The organism is Mariniflexile gromovii (assembly GCF_017814435.1).
Lineage (GTDB): Bacteria > Bacteroidota > Bacteroidia > Flavobacteriales > Flavobacteriaceae > Mariniflexile > Mariniflexile gromovii.
The window spans coordinates 370,022-391,355 of sequence record NZ_JAGJCB010000001.1; the positions used below are offsets into that span (position 1 = coordinate 370,022).

Consider the following 21,334-nt stretch of genomic DNA (forward strand, 5'->3'; position numbering starts at 1 on the left):
ATGATTTCAATAAAAGAAGTAAAAACAAAAAGTGACTTAAAGACTTTTGTTAAATTTCCATTCAAACTTTATAAAGACTCCAAATATTGGGTACCTCCTATTATTAGTGAAGAATTAAAAACTTTCAACACAAAGGAAAACCCTGTATTTAATGATGCAGAAGCACGATTGTTTTTGGCATACAAGTATAATGTTGTTGTAGGACGTGTAGCAGCTATTATCAATTCATTGGAAGTTGAAAAACAAGGTGTAAAAAAGATGCGTTTTGGTTGGTGCGATTTTATTGATGATTTTGAAGTTTCCCAAGCACTATTCAATCAAGTTGAAACCATAGGTAAAGAAAATGGTTTAGAATATGCCGAAGGCCCTGTTGGGTTTTCAAACTTGGATAAGGTTGGCGTGATGACTGAAGGTTTTGAACATATAGCTACTATGGTTACCTGGTACAATCATTCGTATTACATAAAACATTATGAACAAGCAGGTTATATAGTTGAAAAGTCATATATTGAAAGTGAATTTCCCTTTGCAAACGTAAAGCCTGAGTTCTTTTTAAAAGCGCAAGAACTCATAAAAAAACGCTATCAGGTAGAAGCTTTAAGTTTCACTAAAACGGCCGATGTAATGCCTTATGCCGATAAAATGTTTGATTTGTTTAACGAGAGTTATGCATCGTTATCTTCTTTTGTAGCTATAACAGATATTCAAAAAGAATATTTTAAGAAGAAATTCATCAGTTTTATAAACCCAGAATACATTAAGTTTGTTGTAGATAAAAATGACAAACTCATTGGTTTCGCTATTGTAATGCCAGCATTTGCCAAAGCATTACAAAAAATGAAAGGCAAGCTTTTCCCTTTTGGGTTCCGCCATATTTTACATGCTAAAAAACACTGTAAAGACGTTATTTTTTATTTAATAGGAATTCATCCAGAATACCAGAACAAAGGCGTACATGCGGTTATTTTTAACGAATATTATAATACATTTAAAGAAAAGGGCATTAAAAATTGTATTAGAACTCCCGAGCTTGAAGATAATCATGCAATACACCAAATATGGAAGCATTTTGATCCTGTAATTTATGCACGCAGGAAAACATTAAGGAAAAATTTATAACAAAAAAAGAGCTTCAAAATTGAAGCTCTTTTTTTGTCGTATATATATTATATTAAAACTACTCGCCCATTGCCGCCATAACAGCAGCAGATAAACGCTGGTAAGTACCATTTTCTAAACGTGTTCTAATGGCATCAAAAGCATCTAATGTAACATTAACATCTTCTAATGTGTGTGTAGCTGTCGGTATTAATCTTAGTAAAATTAATCCTTTAGGTATTACCGGGTAAACTACTATAGAACAGAATATTCCAAAATTTTCACGCAAATCTTTAACCAAAGCCATTGCTTCTGGAATGCTTCCTTTTAAATACACAGGAGTTACACAACTTTGAGTCGTTCCAATATCAAAACCTCTTTCTTTTAATCCAGATTGTAAAGCATTGGTGTTTTCCCAAAGTTTGTTTTTTAGCTCTGGCATGGTTTTAAGCATTTCCAAACGCTTTCTTGCACCAACAACCAATTGCATTTGCAATGATTTTGCAAATATTTGAGAACGTAGATTATATTTTAAATAATCCATAATTTCTTTATCTCCAGCTATAAACGCTCCAGTTCCTGCCATAGATTTGGCGAACGTAGCAAAATATACATCGATATCATCTTGAACACCTTGCTCTTCTCCTGCTCCAGCACCTGTTTTTCCTAAAGTTCCAAAACCATGGGCATCATCAACTAAAAACCTAAAATTGTATTTCTTTTTAAGAGCTGCAATTTCTTTAAGTCTACCTTGTTCACCACGCATACCAAAAACACCTTCGGAAATAACTAAAATACCACCTCCTGTTTGTTCAGCCATTTTAGTGGCTCTGTCCAGATTCTTCTCTAAACTTACAATATCGTTGTGTTTGTAAGTAAAACGTTTTCCCATATGCAAACGCACACCATCAATAATACATGCATGCGAATCAACATCATACACAATAATATCATCTTTAGATACTAAAGCATCAATGGTAGATACCATTCCTTGGTACCCAAAATTCAATAAATATGCAGCTTCTTTACCAACAAACTCAGCTAATTCATTTTGAAGTGTTTCATGCAAATCGGTATGACCAGACATCATACGTGCTCCCATAGGATACGCAGAACCATAGGCTACACCAGCTTCACCATCTACTTTTCTAACTTCAGGGTGATTAGCCAACCCTAAATAATCGTTAATACTCCAAGTAATAACGTCTTTTCCTTGAAACTTCATTCTGTTTGATATGTGCCCTTCCAATTTTGGAAACACAAAATATCCTTCAGCCTGAGACGCCCATTTTCCTAATGGACCTTTGTCTTTATAAATTTTCTCGAATAAATCTTTCATTTATTATAAATCTTATTGCTATTAAAAATTAAGACATAACTATCAACTTGAAGTAGAAAATTAAAACATTTAAACACGATACTAAGTATTAAAATATTTTTTTTAAGCTTTTTAGTTCTTAGTTAGTTCGTGCAAAATTAAATATTTATATTCTTTGTACATAATTTTTAGGGTTCAATTATTTATGAAATAAAAAAAAGAGTTAACTTTTTGCTACTGATACAAATGCCAACTCCTTATTTATGTACTTTTTGTATTATTTTATATACTCAATGTTCTGTGCTGCGGCTTCATTTATACTATCAAAGAAACCTTGCTCATGCATCCATTTGTCGCTATAAACTTTGCTCATGTAACGCGATCCGTGGTCTGGAAAAATCACTACAACATAATCGTCTTTCTTAAACACGCCTTCCTCTCCTAATTGTTTTAGGGCTTGAGTTGCAGCTCCTGATGTGTAACCTACAAAAAGCCCTTCAGACCTTGCTAGTTCTCTTGCTGTATGTGCACTTTCTTCATCGGTTACTTTCACAAATTCATCAATAACATCAAAATCTGTTGCCGTTGGAATTAAATTTTTCCCTAAGCCTTCAATTCTATAAGGATAAATTTCTTTTTCATCAAATTCTTTAGTTTCGTGGTACTTTTTAATTACCGAACCAAAAGCATCAACACCTATTACTTTTATATTAGGATTTTGTTCTTTTAGATATTTTGCAGTTCCAGAAATGGTTCCACCCGTGCCGCTACAAGCTATAAGGTGCGTGATTTTACCCTCTGTTTGTTTCCAAATTTCCGGTCCTGTTGATGCGTAATGGGCATCTATATTAAGCTGATTAAAGTATTGATTAATGTAAACCGAACCTTTCATCTCATTATGTAACCTTTTCGCTACTTCATAATAAGATCGTGGGTCATCTGCACTTACATGTGCTGGACACACATACACCTTAGCTCCCATGGTTTTAAGCATGTCTATTTTATCGGCAGAAGATTTAGAACTTACTGCAAGAACACAGTTATAGCCTTTAATAATGCTTACCATAGCAATACTAAACCCTGTATTACCAGAGGTGGTTTCTATGATAGTAGCGCCCGGAGTTAAAATCCCCTTTCGCTCTGCTTCTTCTATAATGTATGTTGCTATTCTGTCTTTTGAAGATTGCCCTGGATTGAAAGATTCTACTTTTGCGTAAAAGCTACCTTTGAATTTTGAAGCGACTTTATTAAGTTTAATAAGTGGTGTGTTACCTACTAAATCTAATACATTATCAAAAACTTGATTTCTGTGTTTCATAAATGCCTTTTAGGGAGTTATCATAATATTAATAAAAATATTTGTAACTTAAAACCTGACAAAAGTAAAACTTTTTTTTATTAACCACAAATCCCTTCTAAATCCAACAAAAAAGCGTACTCTAGGGCTACTTCTTTTAAACTTTCAAAACGTCCAGAAGCCCCACCATGACCAGCATCCATGTCCGTATGCAACAAAAGTATATTATTGTCAATTTTTAACTCCCTTAGTTTAGCAACCCATTTTGCAGGCTCCCAATACTGTACTTGAGAGTCGTGTAGCCCTGTTGTAACCAACATATTTGGATATTTTTTTGCTTCCACATTATCATAAGGTGAATAGGATTTCATATAGTTATAATATTCTAACTTGTTTGGATTTCCCCATTCATCATACTCACCTGTGGTTAAAGGAATGGAATCATCCAACATGGTAGTAACCACATCTACAAAAGGAACAGCTGCAAGAATTCCGTTATACAATTCTGGATTCATATTAATAATGGCACCCATTAACATACCACCTGCTGAACCACCATAAGCATATAAATGCTTTGGTGATGTGTAATTTTGTTCAATTAAATATTTTGAACAATCTATAAAATCATGAAACGTATTTAATTTGTTTAATAGTTTTCCGTTCTCATACCAATCTCTACCTAAATATTCACCACCACGAACATGAGCAATGGCGTAAATAAAACCACGATCGAGTAAACTTAGGCGTACTGAGGAAAATGAAGGATCGATTGTAGAACCATAAGAGCCATAAGCATATTGCAGTAAAGGACTTGTGCCATCAAACTTCACTCCTTTTTTATAAACTAACGACATGGGTACTTTTACACCATCGCGTGCCGTTGCCCAAATACGTTTAGACTCGTAGTTTTCCTTTTTAAAGGTACCTCCCAAAACTTCTTGCTCTTTTTTAATCTCACTTAATTTTGTTTTGAAATTATAATCAATTACTGAACTTGGTGAGGTTAAAGAATTGTAAGCGTAACGCAATACATCACTATCAAAATCAGGGTTACTACCTATATAGGCAGTGTAAGTTTCACTTTCAAATGGAAGAAAATAATCTTCAGTGCCATCCCAACTGATGATGCGCAGTTTGTTCAATCCGTTTTCACGTTCATTAACTACTAAATAATCTCTAAAAATTTCAATATCTTCTAATAAAACATCCTTTCTATGTGCAATAACTTCTTTCCAATAACGCTTTTCTGTTTTGGTTTCACTTGTTTTTAGTAGTTTAAAATTGGTGGCACCATCACAATTGGAAATAATATAGAAACTGTCATTATAATGGGCGATACTGTATTCAAAATCTCGTTTTCGCTTTTGAAATATTTTAAATTCTGCATCAGGCGTATCGGCATTTACAATACGATATTCCGAAGAAACCGTACTTGATGACCCAATAATTAAATATTTTTTTGACTTTGATTTATATATAAACGTATTAAATGTTTCATCAGCTTCATAAAAAACTTCTATGTCATCTTCAACATCTGTATGCAATTTATGCTTAAATATTTTATGCGAACGCAAGGTCACCTCATCTTTCATACAGTAAAACAAGGTTTTATTATCATTTGCCCAAGTAGAACTGCTTGTTGTATTTAAAATTTTATCGGGGTAAATCTCACCTGTAACCAGGTTTTTAATTTGAATGGTATATTGTCTCCTTCCAACCGTATCTACAGAAAAACTTACCAAGGTGTTATCTGGACTCACAGACATGCTTCCTAAATTGAAAAACGAAAAGCCTTTAGCCATCTCGTTACAATCGAAAAGTATTTCTTCAGGAGCTTCCAAACTGTCTTTTTTACGTGTGTAAACCGGGTAATCTTGCCCTTTTTCAAATCGGGTTATGTACCAATAGCCATTTAGTTTGTAGGGAACCGATGAATCGTCTTCCTTTATTCTGCCCTTCATTTCTTCAAACAAATCCTTTTGAAATGACTCGGTATGCTGCATCACTTCCTTTGTATAAGCGTTTTCTGCGTTCAAATATTCAACCACTTCAGGATTTTCTCTATCGTTCAACCAATAATAGTTATCAATCCTAACATCTTTATGTTTTGTTAGTTTTTTTGTTTTTTTTGGTGCTTGAGGGATTTGGACAATGGTTTTTAAAGACATATTTATTCTTAAATTAGGGCTGCAAAAATATAAAAATTAAATAGCTTTGTAGTGAATTCTAAATTATAAAATTATGTTTGGAGATATGATGAATATGATGGGTAAACTTAAAGAAACCCAACGTAAAGTTGAAGAAACTAAAAAACGCTTAGATACTGTTTTGGTTGATGAAAAAAGCAACGACAATAAACTTAAAATCACCTTAACAGCCAATAGAACCATTAAATCTATTGATATTGATGAAAGTTTGCTTGAAGATAAAGAACAACTGGAAGATTACTTAATTCTTACCTTGAATAAAGCCATTGAAAAAGCTACAAGCGTAAACGAAGCGGAACTTGCCGCCGTTGCTAAAGAAGGCATGCCTAATATTCCAGGTTTGGATATGTTTAAGTAGGCTTCTTAGATTGTTAGGCTCCTTAGAATTTTAGAGGGTTAGATTTTTCAGAACTTCTAGAAATTTTTCATGCATGGCATCGGTATAATCTAAATGTGTAACGATACGCAGTTTATTGGTGCCCATACCTATAATATGAACATTTTTATCTAAGAGTTTTTGAATGAATGTTTTTTCATTAACATCTCTATTCAATTCAAAAATAACAATGTTGGTTTCAATAGGTTCAACTGTTTTTATAATTGATAATTTGGACAAAGCTTCCCCTATTTCTTTGGCTTTTTTATGGTCGTCAATTAATCTTTCCATATTATTATCCAATGCATAAAGGGCTGCAGAAGCTAAATATCCAGCTTGCCGCATGTTACCACCAAAAACTTTTCGGATTCTTATGGCGTTTTTCATAATAGTCTCATCGCCAACTAAAACAGAACCTACCGGACACCCCAAACCTTTACTGAAACATACCGAAATAGTATCGAAAACTTCTCCATATTGCTCGGTAGTTTCATTTTTATCAACTAAAGCGTTCCACAACCGAGCGCCATCCAAATGAAATCCTAAATCCCGTTCATCACAAACCTTTCTAATTTTTAAAATCTCATTAAAATCCCAACAAGAACCACCACCTCTGTTGGCAGTATTTTCAATTTCAACCAATCTAGATGGACTATAATAATAAGCCTCTGGGTTTATAGCATCTATAACCTGTTGCGCCGTAAACATGCCTCTTTCGCCATCTATCAACTTACAGGACACGCCACTATTAAATGCAGCTCCACCAGATTCATAATTATAAATATGGGCGTATTTATCACAAATTACCTGATCGCCCGGGCTTGTATGCAACTTAATAGCTATTTGGTTTGCCATGGTGCCGCTAGGAAAAAACAATGCCGTTTGTTTACCGAACATGCTGGCAATTCGTGCTTCAAGCTGGTTAACGGTTTCATCTTCTCTAAAAACATCATCTCCAACTTTTGCTGCCATCATCGCTTCTAACATGCCTTTTGATGGTTTTGTAACGGTATCGCTTCTTAAATCTATTATCATATCAAAAAAATATAGGTAAAGCTATAAAATTATATTTAAGAATTGTTTTCTGCTCCTTGTATAAATCCTATTTTTGTTCAAAATAAAAAACTATGATAACTTCCGATCAAATTAAAGATCTTAATACCCGCCTAGACAAACTTAGGCACTATCTTTGACGTAGATAAAAAACTTATTGAAATACAAAACGAAGAAGAAAAAACCTTCGATCCCAATTTTTGGAACGACCCCAAAGCTGCCGAAGCCATTATGAAATCGCTTCGTGTTACCAAAAAATGGGTTGAAGATTATAACAAAGCCAAAACACTTACCGAAGATTTAGAAGTTCTTTATGAGTTTTATAAAGAAGGTGAGGCCACTGCCGATGATGTTGAACAGCAATATGAAAAAGCCTTCACGTTACTTGAAGATATTGAGTTTAAAAACATGCTTTCTGAAGAAGGTGATAGTTTAAGTGCCGTATTACAAATAACCGCTGGTGCCGGTGGTACCGAAAGTTGCGATTGGGCAAGTATGCTAATGCGTATGTACCTTATGTACGCCGAAAAAAGCGGATTTAAAGTTAAAGAACTCAACTTTCAAGAAGGCGACGTTGCTGGCATAAAAACGGTGACTTTAGAAATTGAAGGTGATTTTGCATTTGGCTGGTTAAAAGGTGAAAATGGCGTACACCGTTTGGTGCGTATTTCTCCATTTGATAGCAATGCAAAGAGACATACTAGTTTTGCTTCGGTTTATGTGTACCCCTTGGTAGATGACACTATTGAAATTGAAATAAATCCTGCTGATATTGAAATCACAACCGCACGTTCTAGTGGTGCTGGCGGACAAAACGTTAATAAAGTTGAAACTAAGGTCCAATTAACGCACAAACCTACAGGTATTCAAATACAATGCTCTGAAACCCGTTCGCAACATGATAACCGATCCAGAGCTATGCAAATGCTTAAATCTCAATTATATGAAATTGAGTTACAAAAGCAAATGGCTCAACGTGAAGATATAGAAGCTGGTAAAATGAAAATTGAATGGGGAAGCCAAATTAGAAACTACGTGATGCAACCCTATAAATTGGTTAAAGACGTAAGAACTGCCCACGAAACTAGTAATGTAGACGACGTTATGGATGGAAATATTGGTCCGTTTTTAAAAGCATATTTAATGATGATGGGGCAAAAAGTAGAAGACAATAATACATTATGAAACAAATAGATACCATAATTTTTGACCTGGGAGGTGTTTTGGTTGATTGGAATCCGGAATACGTTTTTTTAGATGCTTTTGATGGTGATAGAAAAAAAATGGCGTGGTTTTTTGAAAACATTTGTACACATGATTGGAACGAAAACCAAGATGCAGGGTATCCTTTAGCACAAGCAACTCAAGATTTGGTCGACAAATTCCCCGAATATGCACATTATATTAAAATGTATTATGGCCAATGGGAAAACATGTTGGGCGGCGCTATTGAAGGCACCGTAAAAATTCTTGAAACATTCATTAAATCTGATAAATACAAAGTTGTTGCTTTAACAAATTGGAGTAGCGAAACCTTTCCTATTGCTCAAAAACACTTTGAGTTTTTACAATGGTTTGAAGGCATTGTGGTTTCTGGAGATGAAAAAACCAGAAAACCTTTTAAAGACATTTATGATATTACTTTGGAACGTTTCAACATCACTCCAGAACATGCTATTTTCATTGATGATAATTTAAGAAATATTGAAGCTTCAAGTGCTTTAGGCATTAATAGTATTCATTTTGAAAGTCCAGAAAAACTCATTCAACAATTAAAAAACTATAATATTCATTTATAATGATAAAAATACTTCACAATAACAGATGCAGTAAATCGCGATGCGGAGTGGAATTTTTAGAAGCATCGGGAAAACCCTTCGAAATTGTAAAATATCTTGATGAAACTTTATCTGCTAAAGAATTAAAAGATATTATTAAACTTCTAAAAATAAAACCCATAGATTTAGTTAGAAAAAATGAAGCCATTTGGAAAACCGAGTTTAAAAACAAGACATTGAGTGATGATGAAATAGTTGATGCCATGGTTAAAAATCCGAAACTTATTGAACGCCCCATTGTTATAAATGGCAACAAAGCGGTTATTGGAAGACCTACCGAAAAAATCTCAGAAATCATCTAGAAATTCACCTAAAATCTTAGTTAAGTTAATTAACTTTTATTTAACAAAACAGCGTTAAACCATGGTTAGTTTTGCAAGTCTAATTCGCAAAACGTAATTATGTCAAAATTTTCAAGCTTCATTTTCATCTTTTTTTCGTTCATTTCTTTAGGATATGCACTGCCGGATAATGCCGATAAAAATATAACTATTTCTGGGAAAGTTATAGATAATGACACCAAAGAACCTTTAGAATATGCCACTGTAGCATTTTTTAGTAAAAAAGAAAATAAAATTGTTGATGGGGGTATTACAGACTCTAACGGTAATTTTAGTATAAAAATTGAAAACGGCGTTTACGATATTACTATTGAATACATTTCCTATAAAAAAATAACGTTGCCCAATAAAAGGTTGAATTCAGATTTGAATTTAGGCACTATTTCTTTGGAAATTGATTTTGCTGCTTTGGGTGAAGTTGAAATTATAGCAGAACGCACCACCGTTGAAATTAAACTAGATAAAAAAATATACAACGTAGGTAAAGACCTTACCGTTAGAGGCGGTACCGTTAGCGATGTGTTGGATAATGTACCTTCCGTTTCAGTAGATGTTGAAGGTAATGTGGCTCTTAGAGGTCAAGATAATGTAAAAATATTAATAAACGGCAAACCTTCAGGTTTAGTGGGCTTAAACTCTACCGCTGCCCTACGCCAATTACCCGCCGAAGCTATTGAGCGTGTTGAAGTCATCACGTCACCATCGGCTAGATACGATGCCGAGGGTACTGCGGGTATTTTAAATATCATTTTACGCCGAAGCAAAATGCAAGGTCTTAATGGAGCCATTACAGCCAATGCAGGTTACCCGCTTTCTGCTGGACTTTCAGGGAATATAAATTACAGAACAGGTGATTTTAATTTTTTCAATACTACTGGCTACAGTTACAGAGAATCCCCTGGAAATTCAAAAACAGAAACGGAGTATTTTAATGGTATTGAACCGAGTACCTTTTTAAATGAAAAGCGTGAATTTGATAGACAAAGTAAAGGGTTGAGTACAAATTTTGGTGTGGAATGGTATATTAACGATACCGCTTCTTTAATAACATCTATTGTTTATAGAGATAGTGATGAAAATAATGATGCTACAAACCTTACGAACGAATTAGATGTTAATGGCAATATTTTAAGCACCATAAATAGATTCGATCCAGAAGAAGAAACCGATAAAAATGTTCAGTACGCTGTTAATTTTGATAAGCAATTTGATGGTAATATGGATCATAGGTTAACCTTCGATTTTCAATATGAAAACAGTCAAGAAGTAGAAAAATCGTTAATTGTTCAAAATGGTGAAGATGTAGAAAATGTACAAACCATTGAAGAACAAAATAGCATTCTTTTACAAAGTGATTATGTACTACCTATTGGAGAAAAGAGTCAATTTGAACTTGGATATCGCGGTAATTTTAGTGAATTGAACACCGATTATACTCTTTTGGAATTTAATGACGATGGAACTGTTGATGATGATGGCAGCAATAATTTGATTTATAGAGAATACGTTAATGCCGTTTACTCGCAATTTGGAAGTAAGATTAAGGACAAATTTTCCTTTTTATTTGGATTGCGAATGGAAGCTTCAAGAATAACTGTTAACCAATTAACCAGTACCGATTTTGAACGCAAAAATTATCACGGTTTTTTCCCAACCTTAAATTTAGGCTATGAAATTTCAGAAAAACAAAGTATTACACTTGGTTACAACAGGAGGTTGAGTCGTCCGCGTTCTCGTTATATCAACCCATTCCCATCACGTAGTAGCCCTATAAACTTGTTTCAAGGAAATCCAGACCTTAACCCTAGTTACTCAAATTCATTTGATTTAGGCTATTTAAACCAAATAGGAAAACTTACTTTAAATTCATCCATATATTACCAACACGCTACCGATGTGTTTTCATTTATAGCCCAAGGAACTGATGATTTTTACATTTTTGACACATCGCAGACCGTAAACATAAACGACCCTAATTATGATGATTTAAACGATCAGTACACATTGGTTCAAGTTATAAAAAGAACACCTGTTAATTTAGCAACCAATGACCGATTCGGTTTTGAATTTACCGTAACACATAAACCAACCCAAAATTGGAACATTAACGGAAACTTCAATTTGTTTCATTCCACTACAAAAGGGTTTTATAATGGAACGGATTTTGGAGCAGAAAACTTAAGCTGGTTTGTTCGTTTAAACAATAAATACACCTTACCTTCTAAAATTGATTGGCAAACCAGAGTGTTCTATATGGGGCCATCTGAAGATGCCCAAAACAAAAACAAAGGTATGTTTTCAGCAAGTATGGCGTTCAGTAAAGATTTGTTTAAAGAAGCTGCATCTATTTCATTAAGTGTTAGTGATATTTTCAATTCACAAAAACGCATAAGCGAATCTACAACTCCAGAGTTTTATAGCAACTCAGAATTCCAACGAAGACAAAGAAGCTTTAACTTATCATTTACTTACCGATTCAATCAACAGAAAAAGAAAGATTCAGGAAGAAATAGAGAAGGAAATGATGGAGGGGATAATTTTGATTTTGAAGGTTAATAGTCCAACATATAAAAACAAAAAAAGGGAAGCTAAAATTTAGCTTCCCTTTTTTTGTGGAATTATATTGTTAAGTTATGAGTTTTGACGTTTAGCCTTCTTCTCTTCTCTCATTTCTTTTAATCTTTCAATTAAAGCTCCACCAATCCAATAAGGAATTACGAAGGTTAATAAGAAAATCATTAACCAAAAGCCTAATGTTAAAATGGTTAAAAAAGCTAAAAATCCTAAATATTGGTCAAAATCAAACATAATTGTATGTATCTATTAAAAAAATATTACGCAAATATAATGCAAAGGTTCTTGTTATACAATATCAAATTAAAATTTATTAACAGAGTTTTCAAGACTGCTTTTATTGTAACAGCTCACAGTTAAATCCGTTTGTATTTAAAATGCTTACTACCAAATTGACATTGATGCTGCAATTTTCAATTCTTAAAATGTTATCGCAATCTTCTAAATCAAAATTAATATAAGAATTTGGCAAATGGATGGCTAATTCACTTAACACCGTTTTTGCTGTGTTTTCATCTGCAATATTCGTTTTAAAAATCTCAACCATAATTATTTATTTTTCTGGAAACTTGCTTTCATCCATAAAAAATACTTCCCATTGGTGCCCATCTAAATCTTCAAAACTATGTTGATACATAAACCCATAATCTTGAGGTTCCATATAAATAGTAGCACCTGCTTTAACTGCTTTTTTTATTATATTATCAACTTCGTCGCGCGTATTTAACTGTAAAGCCACTAATACTTCCGTTTGCTTTTTTGCATTTGAAATTGGCTTTTTAGTAAAGTCTTTAAATTTTCCTTTAGTAAGTAACATAGCGTATAATTTGTCGCCCAACACTAAACATGCTGCAGTTTCATCTGTGAATTTAGAATTGACAGTAAACCCTAAAGCTTTAAAAAAAGCTATGGATTTATTTAAATCTTCTACTGCCAGATTAACAAAAAGTTGTTGTACCATAATTAAAATTTTTAGTTATTTTCTGATAAGTTTTTTACAATTTCAAGTGCTTTTGGAAACGTATTTTTAAAATAGCTTTCAAATTCTTTATCTGAATCCAAACTAACTTCTAAATGAGTCATCCCGTTTTTTTCAGTTAATGTATAATCCTCTTTAGCTCCAGACCACGCTTTTGTTTTTTCATCTATGGGTTGCTTAATATGGTCCTTAACAATTCCTAAATGTTCAAAACCCATAAAAGAGTTTGGGATGCTTTTATATATTTTGCTGAACATACCGCTGCCATTACCATCTAAAAACATTACGCTACTTCCCTCCTGCCAGTTTGAAACAGCATGAGAATCTTCACTAAAAACTTTAGTCCATTCCCGATACGTAACATCGTTCCATAATACAGACCAAACGGTTTCCTTTGGTGCTTGTATGGTTATCTTGAAATTTAATTTTGCAAACATTATAATTGGGTTTACTGTGGTTTTTTAAAACTGATCATCCACTCGACACCAAACTGGTCTTCTGTCATTCCAAAATAATCGCCCCAAAACGTATCGTCCATGGGCATGGTTACTTTTCCTTCTTTTGAAAGACCAGCAAACAATCTGTCCGCTTCTTCTTTAGTATCGGTGTTGATGGAGATATTAACATTTTGCCCTATGGTAACGTTACCCATAGACGGATTGCTATCACTGCCCATGAGCATATTTTTGCCAATAGGTAATGATACGTGCATGATTCTATTTCCAAATTCTTCGGGCATAGGTTCATCACAACCGTCTTCTTTTGGCATGTCGTTAAATCTTCCAAAAAACTCAAATTCACCTCTAAAAACGGATTTATAGAAGTTAAATGCTTCTTCGCAATTTCCGTTAAAAATGAGGTAAGGATTAATTGTTGTCATAATATATCGTTTTTATCTGTTTAAATTATTGTGGCATTTTGCTCATATCCATGTATAATACGCTCCAACTATGCGCATCGGGGTCAGAAAATCCAAATCCATACAACCAACCATCTTTTTCATAAGGTTTTGCATAAATGGTTCCTCCTGCTTTTTTTACAATTTCCACCATAGCATCTACTTCTTCTTTACTTTGTGCATCAATATTGAACAATACTTCAGTGCCAGAATTGGTATGTGTTGCATTTTTAGGAATGTATTCTTTGAAAGTTTCAATAGGAAACAGCATCATCACCACATTTTTACCGCCAATAAAAAAACTTCCTAAGTGGCTATTATCAATATGATGTGGATTCTCTATGAAACCAATTTCATTAAAAAATTGTTTCGATTTTTTTAAATCTTTTACCGGTAGATTAAACCAAAATTCTTTTGCCATGAGTGGTGTTTTTAATGATACTATACAAAGTTAACAATCTACTTTCAATACTTTAATGTGCATATACGTCAATATAAAGGGTTGATTGCGACAAGATTATTATCTATTTTTGATAAAAAGAAAATGGCATTGTAATGAAACATATATCGGTTTATATCCCAAAAGGACACTTCAGTTTAGTCAATATTGAAGGAGCCTACCAAATGTTTAATTGGGTAAATAGCTACTATGAGCAAATGGGGAAAAAGCCCCTATTTAATGTAGAACTTGTAGGTATTGAAAAAACATCTACACTGGCCAATGGTTTGTTTTCTATAAATCCGCAACGCTTCATTGAAGATGTAAAACATACAGACCTTATTATTATTCCAGCAATTCATGGAGACATAGCGCATAATTTAAAAATAAACGCTGAATTGCTCCCATGGCTTATTAAACAATACAACCAAGGTGCCGAATTGGTTAGTTTTTGCATTGGCACGTTTTATTTGGCGGCATCTGGGTTGCTTAACGGTAAACCCTGTTCTACACATTGGCAATATGCCAATGAATTTAGAACCATGTTTCCTAAAGCACTGTTGATGGATGATAAAATCATGACCGAATCTAACGGTATTTATACTAGTGGAGGGGCTTACTCTTTCACTAATTTAATAATTTATCTTATTGAAAAATATGCAGGACGTGAAGCGGCTATTATGGCTTCAAAAGGATTTATGATAGATATTGATAGAGAAAGTCAATCGCCGTTTATGATGTTTAAAGGGCAGAAAACACATGAAGATTTAGAAATACTTGAAGCCCAAAATTATATAGAACAAAATTTTAATGACCGAATAACGGTGGATGAACTCTGTAAAAACAGTCATGTAGCAAGACGCACTTTTGAACGTCGATTTAAAAAAGCAACTGCAAACACGGTATTGGAATATATTCAACGTGTTAAAATTGAAGCCGCTAAAAAGGAATTGGAAACCGGTAGAAAAACAGTAAACGAAGTGATGTACAATGTTGGTTATAATGACACAAAAGCGTTTAGAGATGTGTTTAAAAAAATAACAGACATGACGCCCATAGACTATAGAAACAAGTTTTCTTCCACATATAATTGAAATAAAAAAAGCACCATAACTCGCGTTATAGTGCTTTTTCATTTAAAAACAATGCCTAATTTAAATTGGGTTGAGGCGTCATTCGTAAATAAGGTTTAATTTCTTTATGTCCTTTTGGGAACATTGCCGGTATCTCCTCATTTGTAATTGCTGGCGAAATAACCACGTCTTCTCCATTTTTCCAGTTTGCAGGCGTAGCAACTTTATGGTATGCAGTTAGTTGTAAAGAATCGATAACACGTAATAATTCTTCAAAATTTCTTCCTGTTGATGCAGGATACGTTATAATCAACTTTACTTTTTTGTCATCGCCTATAACAAAAACGGAGCGCACCGTAAATTTATCACTGGCGTTTGGATGAATCATATCGTATAATTCAGATACTTTTCTATCTTCATCTGCAATAATTGGAAAATTTACTGTGGTATGTTGGGTTTCATTAATATCATTTACCCAACCTTTATGCGATTCTAAACCATCAACACTTAACGCAACCACTTTTACGTTACGTTTGTCAAATTCCGGTTTATATTTTGCCACAGTACCTAATTCGGTAGTACAAACAGGCGTATAATCTGCAGGATGTGAAAACAATATCCCCCAACTATCTCCTAACCATTCATGAAAATTAATATTTCCTTCAGTAGACTTTGCAGTAAAATTTGGAGCTTCGTCTCCTAATCTAATTGTTGCCATATTATATAATATTTTATTGAAAATTATTAAAAAAATCTATTACTGCTAAGTTACCTTTTTTTATTCAATTTATAAAAATGAAGTCGTTATAACTCTGTTAAAAAAACTTATAAAAACTAACACATATCATACCTATAAAAGCATAAAACAATTAACTTTGCATCTTACATTCATTAAAATAGTTAACAATGGGGTTTAGAATAGAAAAAGATACTATGGGCGAGGTAAAAGTACCTGCCGATAAACTTTGGGGAGCACAAACAGAGCGCTCTAGAAATAATTTTAAGATAGGTGCTTCGGCGTCTATGCCTTTAGAAATAATTTATGGTTTTGCTTATTTAAAAAAAGCTGCAGCTTATACCAATTGTGAATTAGGTGTTTTACCAATTGAAAAACGTGATTTAATTGCTGCCGTTTGCGATGAAATATTAGCAGGGAAGCACGACGACCAATTTCCTCTTGTGATTTGGCAAACGGGATCGGGAACACAAAGTAACATGAATGCTAATGAAGTGATTGCCAACAGAGCACAACAATTGGCTGGAAAAGTTATTGGTGAAGGTGAAAAAGTAATCCAACCTAATGATGATGTTAACAAATCGCAATCATCTAATGATACGTTTCCAACAGGCATGCACATTGCCGTTTATAAAAAAGTAGTAGAAGTTACCATCCCTGGTGTTAAACAACTTCGTAATACTTTAAAGAAAAAATCTGAAGCATTTAAAAATGTGGTGAAAATAGGGCGTACCCATTTAATGGATGCTACGCCACTTACATTAGGTCAAGAACTTTCGGGTTATGTTGCGCAATTAGATCATGGTTTAAAAGCGTTGGAAAATACATTACCGCATTTAAGTGAATTGGCTTTAGGTGGAACTGCCGTTGGAACGGGTTTAAATACACCAAAAGGGTATAGTAAGCGTGTTGCTGAATACATCGCTCAATTTACAGGGCTTCCTTTTGTTACTGCGCCTAATAAATTTGAAGCTTTAGCTGCACATGACGCTATAGTTGAAACACATGGTGCTTTAAAACAATTAGCCGTTTCTTTAAATAAAATTGCTAATGATGTTAGAATGATGGCATCTGGACCAAGAAGTGGTATTGGTGAAATTATTATTCCTGCGAATGAACCAGGTAGCTCTATTATGCCTGGGAAAGTAAACCCAACACAATGTGAAGCCCTTACCATGGTTTGTGCACAAGTAATTGGCAATGATGTGGCTATTTCTGTTGGTGGTTTGCAAGGACATTATGAATTGAATGTGTTTAAACCTGTAATGGCTGCAAACGCTATACAATCGGCACAATTAATTGGTGATGCTTGTGCAAGTTTTGATGAACATTGTGCGGTTGGTATTGAGCCAAACCACGAGGTTATTAAAAAACTATTAAACAACTCCTTAATGTTGGTTACTGCTTTAAATACTAAAATTGGTTATTATAAAGCAGCTGAAATTGCAAATACTGCACATGCTAACGGTACTACTTTAAAAGAAGAAGCTATAAATTTAGGTTATGTTACTGCCGAAGATTACGATGCTTGGGTAAAACCAGAAGACATGTTGGGCGGCTTGAAATAAACAATCCGTTTATATTATAAATTAAAAAAACAGGTAAATAATTTTACCTGTTTTTTTTGGTTGGTTAGCTATCAATCCTTGTATTGTTCAAAGGAAATCGAGTCAAATATATAATTTAACATATTCAAATATGTTAACAAATGTTAATTATTGTCAATTTTCTTTCTTATTCTACTTAACTGTACCGCTGTGATGCCTAAATAAGAAGCTATATGGTATTGTGGTATTAAAGTATCTACTTTAGGTATTTGCTTTCTTAATTCTGTATATCGGTCTTTAGCATCTAATGAAATCAATTCTACAAGTCGTTTTTCATACATAATATAAACCGATTCTAAAACCTTAGAATACAATATGTTAACCGACTCGTATTTTTTACACAATTCAATAAGCTTACGGTAATCAACCTCATACATTTCGCAATCTTCAAGTGTTTCAAACACAAACAAAGACGGATTTTTTTTAATCAAAGCTGTTAAAGGACCAATAAAACTTAGAGGCATGTAAAAATTTTTGTTGAATTCTTTACCAGACTCTGTACTTAAATAGCACCTAACAACCCCAGAAACAAGCATATATATTTTCGATGGGATTTCGTCTAATTTTACTATTTGCTTATTTGCTTTTACAGTTTTAAACTCAGAAATTTTTAAAAGTTCAACTACTATATCTTCAGAAATATTACTAAAAGAGTTTAAAAAATTTGAGGTAGATTTTATTTTATCAATACTGTATAAGGACATTCTAGATTTTTAAATTGCTTATTCATACACATAGAATTTCATAAAAAATATTTTAAAATATCTATGTTTAGTCTAAAATTACATCATCTCAAACATCTTCAGTTAATTTTTTCTATAATTTGCACATAAACTTGTTTAGATGTATTAAACCATCCGAATTTTAAACATATTGTAAAATAAAAAAAGCTTTAGGAATTAACCTAAAGCTTCATAATTAAGTGTTATATATAGTTTACTTTAAAGTGAACTCTGATGTAGCTACTAAATCTTTTGCATTATAAACATTTACAATGTAACGTCCTTTTTGAAAATCGGATTTACCTTTTGCAGCAACAAACTCACAAACATCCAAACTTGAATTTTCGTAATTGAATTTGCTTATAATACTATAGTTTACGGCTTTATCTCCAAATCTAACTTGTTCATTAAGTCCTAAAGTATTGCTTTTTGGATCTATAACTTGAACATATAATTCTTGGTCGCCAGATTGAACTAATTTATTTTTAGGCACCGTAAAACATACTCTAATTTTGTCGGTTCTACTTGCTCTTTCCGTTGGGATTAATTTACCAGAAGTTCTTTCGATAACTCCAAAACCTTTCATGTTTACAGCTCCTAATACAGCTGCATTTGAAACTACTTCAGCTAATGCATTGTTTTGTATTAATAAAGAATCTGTAAATATAGTACGCTCTTCTAAACGAACACGTGTACTATCTAAAGAGGTAGCTAAATATGAATTTTGGATTTTTAATTTATCGTTTTCAGCTAATAAAACATCCATTTCTTTTTGCAAAGACACATATTTTTGTTTGTAGCTCCACAAACTCTTTATATTAGTTTCAGAAATTTTTAATGAATCGATTAATCCTTGAATACGTGCTCTTGCTTCAATTAAATCGTTGTTAGCAACTTCATTTTCGCCAATAGCTTCATCATATTGTTTAGCCATCGCGTTTAAATCATTCATCACTAATTGTTTTTGCTCTGTTAAATCTTGTTGAACTTTCGAGCTGCTTTGGTACAAATTCATTGTATAAAACGCTGTTCCTAAAAATAGAACTAATGCAATACCTAATGCTACTTTAAGCCCCATACTACTTTTGTTGTTTTCCATAATTACTTGTTTTTAATTTTTTTAAGTCTAATGTTCTTTAATTTTAATACTTTATTTTTTTAATGCTAAAAATAAATTAAAGATGTATTTTTATTCTAAAATTTATTTACTTTTTTTATGGATAAACTGGTTTTATTTAACAATACGACTTTAAATGAATTATTAAACAAACGCCAAGGTGAATCCAAATTTGGTGAACATATTCAAACATTAACCAGCATTTCCAATATATACGACCAACTTATAAATTTGGATGTTAGCCATGTAATTATTGGTTTACCTGAAGATGTAGGCGTGTATGCAAACTACGGAAAACCAGGCACTTCAAGAGCTTGGGAGGCTACTTTAAAAATTTTACTGAATATTCAAAGTAATGAGTTTACCAAAGCAAATAAGGTTTTAATTTTAGGCCATCTTGATTTTACAGAAGAATTAATTAAGGTTTCCGAGCTGGATCCAAATAAAAAGAAAAGCATTGCCAAAGCTAGAAAAATGGTAAGTGACATAGATAAACACGTTACTTATATTATTCATCAAATTGTTTCGGCTGGAAAAAAACCGATTATCATTGGTGGCGGACATAACAATGCCTATGGCAATATAAAAGGCACGAGTTTAGCCTTAAAGAAACCGATAAATGTTATCAACTTTGATGCGCATTCCGATTTTAGACCAGAAGAAGGTCGTCATAGCGGAAACGGTTTTAGTTACGCTTACGCTGAAGGTTTTTTAAACAACTATTTTATTTTTGGGTTACAAAGAAACTATACTTCGGATAAATTGTTTAAATCGTTGAAAAAATTCAAATTAATTAAATATAATATGTTTGAAGATTTGGCGGTTGGCAAAGAATTAAAATTTAAGGAAGAACTTGAACGTGCTTCAAATCATGTTATTGATAAGCCTTTTGGTATTGAACTGGATTGCGATGCTATAGAAAATATACCTAGCAGTGCCATGACACCAAGTGGTTTTAGCGTTAATAAGGCCAGAAGTTATGTTTCGTATTATGGTAAATATGAAAATGCCCGTTATTTGCATATATGTGAAGCTGCACCAACAAAAAAAACAGAGCAACAAGTTGGGAAATTAATAACTTACTTGATTACCGATTTTATTGAAGCACACGAAAGTTGAAAATAACACGCTAAACCTAATTAAAATCTAAACATTAAATAGTTACAAGTATTCTATAAAATTTAAACAGTAAAAAACAAAGAAGCACAAGTTCCTATTGCAAATGAAATTATATTAAATCCTAATAGCTTATCCTTGTCAGTTTTATAATAAAATAAACTTACTCTTTTGGTGTTCATAATAACTTCTAGTAAACCAAAAATTGATATGAAAAACATCTTCAAAAGTATACTTTCTAAGTCATCTAAACCTTCCTTACAGAATTGAAAAACCACATTCCAAATTGTAAAATAAAAATAAAAGCTTATAAATATCCATCCATATTTATTTTTAAAAAAGATACCAATAAAAGGAAATGTAATTAATATAACAGTAAATAACAATTTAGTTCTTTGAATTAAATAAACTGCTCCATAATAGTCATATCCATCAAATCCACCTAATTTTAAAAAATTAATTAATCTATGAATTGCCAAAAAGTAAACACAACCAGTTATTATTAGTATCACTAAATGGACAATGTAAACTAATTTGAATTTCAT

General features: G+C 32.9%; 23 protein-coding genes. 9 read left to right on the forward strand and 14 right to left on the reverse strand.

Going from position 1 to position 21,334, the window contains the following annotated elements:
- Positions 1-1,119, forward strand: coding sequence for a GNAT family N-acetyltransferase (locus tag J8H85_RS01620; protein WP_209652014.1), 1,119 nt, complete (start codon positions 1-3; stop codon positions 1,117-1,119).
- 58 nt (positions 1,120-1,177) lie between these two features.
- Here J8H85_RS01620 and J8H85_RS01625 read toward each other — a convergent pair whose 3' ends face one another.
- The 3 genes from J8H85_RS01625 to J8H85_RS01635 all read right to left on the reverse strand — a co-directional run bounded on the left by J8H85_RS01625 (position 1,178) and on the right by J8H85_RS01635 (position 5,881).
- On the reverse strand, positions 1,178-2,437 hold the full coding sequence (locus J8H85_RS01625) for an aminotransferase class I/II-fold pyridoxal phosphate-dependent enzyme (protein WP_209652016.1): 1,260 nt from the start codon (positions 2,435-2,437) through the stop codon (positions 1,178-1,180).
- Between the two features lie 256 nt (positions 2,438-2,693).
- Positions 2,694-3,734 carry a PLP-dependent cysteine synthase family protein gene (locus tag J8H85_RS01630; RefSeq protein WP_209652018.1) on the reverse strand — a complete coding sequence of 347 codons (1,041 nt, stop codon included), beginning with the start codon at positions 3,732-3,734 and terminating at the stop codon, positions 2,694-2,696.
- Between the two features lie 80 nt (positions 3,735-3,814).
- The gene (locus J8H85_RS01635) at positions 3,815-5,881 is read right to left on the reverse strand and encodes a S9 family peptidase (RefSeq protein ID WP_209652020.1); all 2,067 of its coding nucleotides are present in this window, start codon (positions 5,879-5,881) and stop codon (positions 3,815-3,817) included.
- A 73-nt stretch (positions 5,882-5,954) separates the two neighbouring features.
- On the opposite strand from J8H85_RS01635, the gene J8H85_RS01640 reads away from it, so the two are divergent.
- Positions 5,955-6,278: a YbaB/EbfC family nucleoid-associated protein gene (locus tag J8H85_RS01640; protein WP_209652022.1), complete on the forward strand. Its 324-nt coding sequence runs from the start codon at positions 5,955-5,957 to the stop codon at positions 6,276-6,278.
- Between the two features lie 30 nt (positions 6,279-6,308).
- On the opposite strand, the gene J8H85_RS01645 is transcribed toward J8H85_RS01640, so the two are convergent.
- Positions 6,309-7,331, reverse strand: coding sequence for a threonine aldolase family protein (locus tag J8H85_RS01645; RefSeq protein WP_209652024.1), 1,023 nt, complete (start codon positions 7,329-7,331; stop codon positions 6,309-6,311).
- A gap of 92 nt (positions 7,332-7,423) precedes the next feature.
- Here J8H85_RS01645 and prfB point away from each other — a divergent pair.
- The 4 genes from prfB (at position 7,424) to J8H85_RS01665 (ending at position 12,084) form a co-directional block, all read left to right on the forward strand.
- Positions 7,424-8,534 (forward strand): peptide chain release factor 2 gene (prfB, locus tag J8H85_RS01650; RefSeq protein WP_209652026.1). Its coding sequence is split into 2 segments (ribosomal slippage): positions 7,424-7,486 and positions 7,488-8,534, totalling 1,110 coding nucleotides; the frame shifts between segments, so codons are not numbered across the junction.
- Positions 8,531-9,148 carry an HAD family hydrolase gene (locus J8H85_RS01655; RefSeq protein WP_209652028.1) on the forward strand — a complete coding sequence of 206 codons (618 nt, stop codon included), beginning with the start codon at positions 8,531-8,533 and terminating at the stop codon, positions 9,146-9,148. The genes prfB and J8H85_RS01655 overlap by 4 nt, the downstream gene beginning before the upstream one ends.
- Entirely contained in the window at positions 9,148-9,489 is a 342-nt protein-coding gene (gene arsC / locus J8H85_RS01660; protein ID WP_209652030.1) for an arsenate reductase (glutaredoxin), read from the forward strand. The genes J8H85_RS01655 and arsC overlap by 1 nt, the downstream gene beginning before the upstream one ends.
- Positions 9,490-9,588: 99 nt before the next feature.
- Positions 9,589-12,084 carry an outer membrane beta-barrel family protein gene (locus J8H85_RS01665; RefSeq protein WP_209652032.1) on the forward strand — a complete coding sequence of 832 codons (2,496 nt, stop codon included), beginning with the start codon at positions 9,589-9,591 and terminating at the stop codon, positions 12,082-12,084.
- 75 nt (positions 12,085-12,159) lie between these two features.
- Here the strand turns inward: J8H85_RS01665 and J8H85_RS01670 are convergent, their stop codons facing one another.
- From J8H85_RS01670 to J8H85_RS01695, 6 genes are all read right to left on the reverse strand, one after another.
- Entirely contained in the window at positions 12,160-12,336 is a 177-nt protein-coding gene (locus J8H85_RS01670; protein WP_209652034.1) for a hypothetical protein, read from the reverse strand.
- Positions 12,337-12,439: 103 nt separating this feature from the next.
- Entirely contained in the window at positions 12,440-12,649 is a 210-nt protein-coding gene (locus J8H85_RS01675) for a hypothetical protein (RefSeq protein ID WP_209652036.1), read from the reverse strand.
- A gap of 6 nt (positions 12,650-12,655) precedes the next feature.
- Entirely contained in the window at positions 12,656-13,063 is a 408-nt protein-coding gene (locus J8H85_RS01680; RefSeq protein ID WP_209652037.1) for a VOC family protein, read from the reverse strand.
- Positions 13,064-13,074: 11 nt separating this feature from the next.
- Positions 13,075-13,518, reverse strand: coding sequence for an SRPBCC domain-containing protein (locus J8H85_RS01685; protein WP_209652039.1), 444 nt, complete (start codon positions 13,516-13,518; stop codon positions 13,075-13,077).
- Between the two features lie 11 nt (positions 13,519-13,529).
- Positions 13,530-13,961: a VOC family protein gene (locus J8H85_RS01690; protein WP_209652041.1), complete on the reverse strand. Its 432-nt coding sequence runs from the start codon at positions 13,959-13,961 to the stop codon at positions 13,530-13,532.
- Between the two features lie 25 nt (positions 13,962-13,986).
- Positions 13,987-14,400, reverse strand: coding sequence for a VOC family protein (locus J8H85_RS01695; protein WP_209652043.1), 414 nt, complete (start codon positions 14,398-14,400; stop codon positions 13,987-13,989).
- Between the two features lie 134 nt (positions 14,401-14,534).
- Between J8H85_RS01695 and J8H85_RS01700 the strand changes: the two genes are divergently transcribed.
- Positions 14,535-15,512, forward strand: coding sequence for a GlxA family transcriptional regulator (locus J8H85_RS01700; RefSeq protein ID WP_209652045.1), 978 nt, complete (start codon positions 14,535-14,537; stop codon positions 15,510-15,512).
- Between the two features lie 55 nt (positions 15,513-15,567).
- On the opposite strand, the gene J8H85_RS01705 is transcribed toward J8H85_RS01700, so the two are convergent.
- Positions 15,568-16,209: a peroxiredoxin gene (locus J8H85_RS01705; RefSeq protein WP_209652047.1), complete on the reverse strand. Its 642-nt coding sequence runs from the start codon at positions 16,207-16,209 to the stop codon at positions 15,568-15,570.
- Positions 16,210-16,397: 188 nt separating this feature from the next.
- Here J8H85_RS01705 and fumC point away from each other — a divergent pair, with 188 nt between their 5' ends.
- A complete protein-coding gene (gene fumC, locus J8H85_RS01710) occupies positions 16,398-17,795 on the forward strand; it encodes a class II fumarate hydratase (protein ID WP_209652049.1) in 1,398 nt (465 codons plus the stop codon).
- A gap of 143 nt (positions 17,796-17,938) precedes the next feature.
- Here the strand turns inward: fumC and J8H85_RS01715 are convergent, their stop codons facing one another.
- Positions 17,939-18,538: a Crp/Fnr family transcriptional regulator gene (locus tag J8H85_RS01715; RefSeq protein WP_209652051.1), complete on the reverse strand. Its 600-nt coding sequence runs from the start codon at positions 18,536-18,538 to the stop codon at positions 17,939-17,941.
- Positions 18,539-18,770: 232 nt separating this feature from the next.
- Positions 18,771-19,655 (reverse strand): chromosome partitioning protein ParA, encoded by an 885-nt coding sequence (locus J8H85_RS01720; RefSeq protein ID WP_209652053.1) that lies wholly within the window; start codon positions 19,653-19,655, stop codon positions 18,771-18,773.
- Between the two features lie 117 nt (positions 19,656-19,772).
- On the opposite strand from J8H85_RS01720, the gene J8H85_RS01725 reads away from it, so the two are divergent.
- Positions 19,773-20,792 (forward strand): formimidoylglutamase, encoded by a 1,020-nt coding sequence (locus J8H85_RS01725; protein WP_209652055.1) that lies wholly within the window; start codon positions 19,773-19,775, stop codon positions 20,790-20,792.
- Positions 20,793-20,854: 62 nt separating this feature from the next.
- On the opposite strand, the gene J8H85_RS01730 is transcribed toward J8H85_RS01725, so the two are convergent.
- Positions 20,855-21,334 (reverse strand): hypothetical protein, encoded by a 480-nt coding sequence (locus J8H85_RS01730; protein ID WP_209652056.1) that lies wholly within the window; start codon positions 21,332-21,334, stop codon positions 20,855-20,857.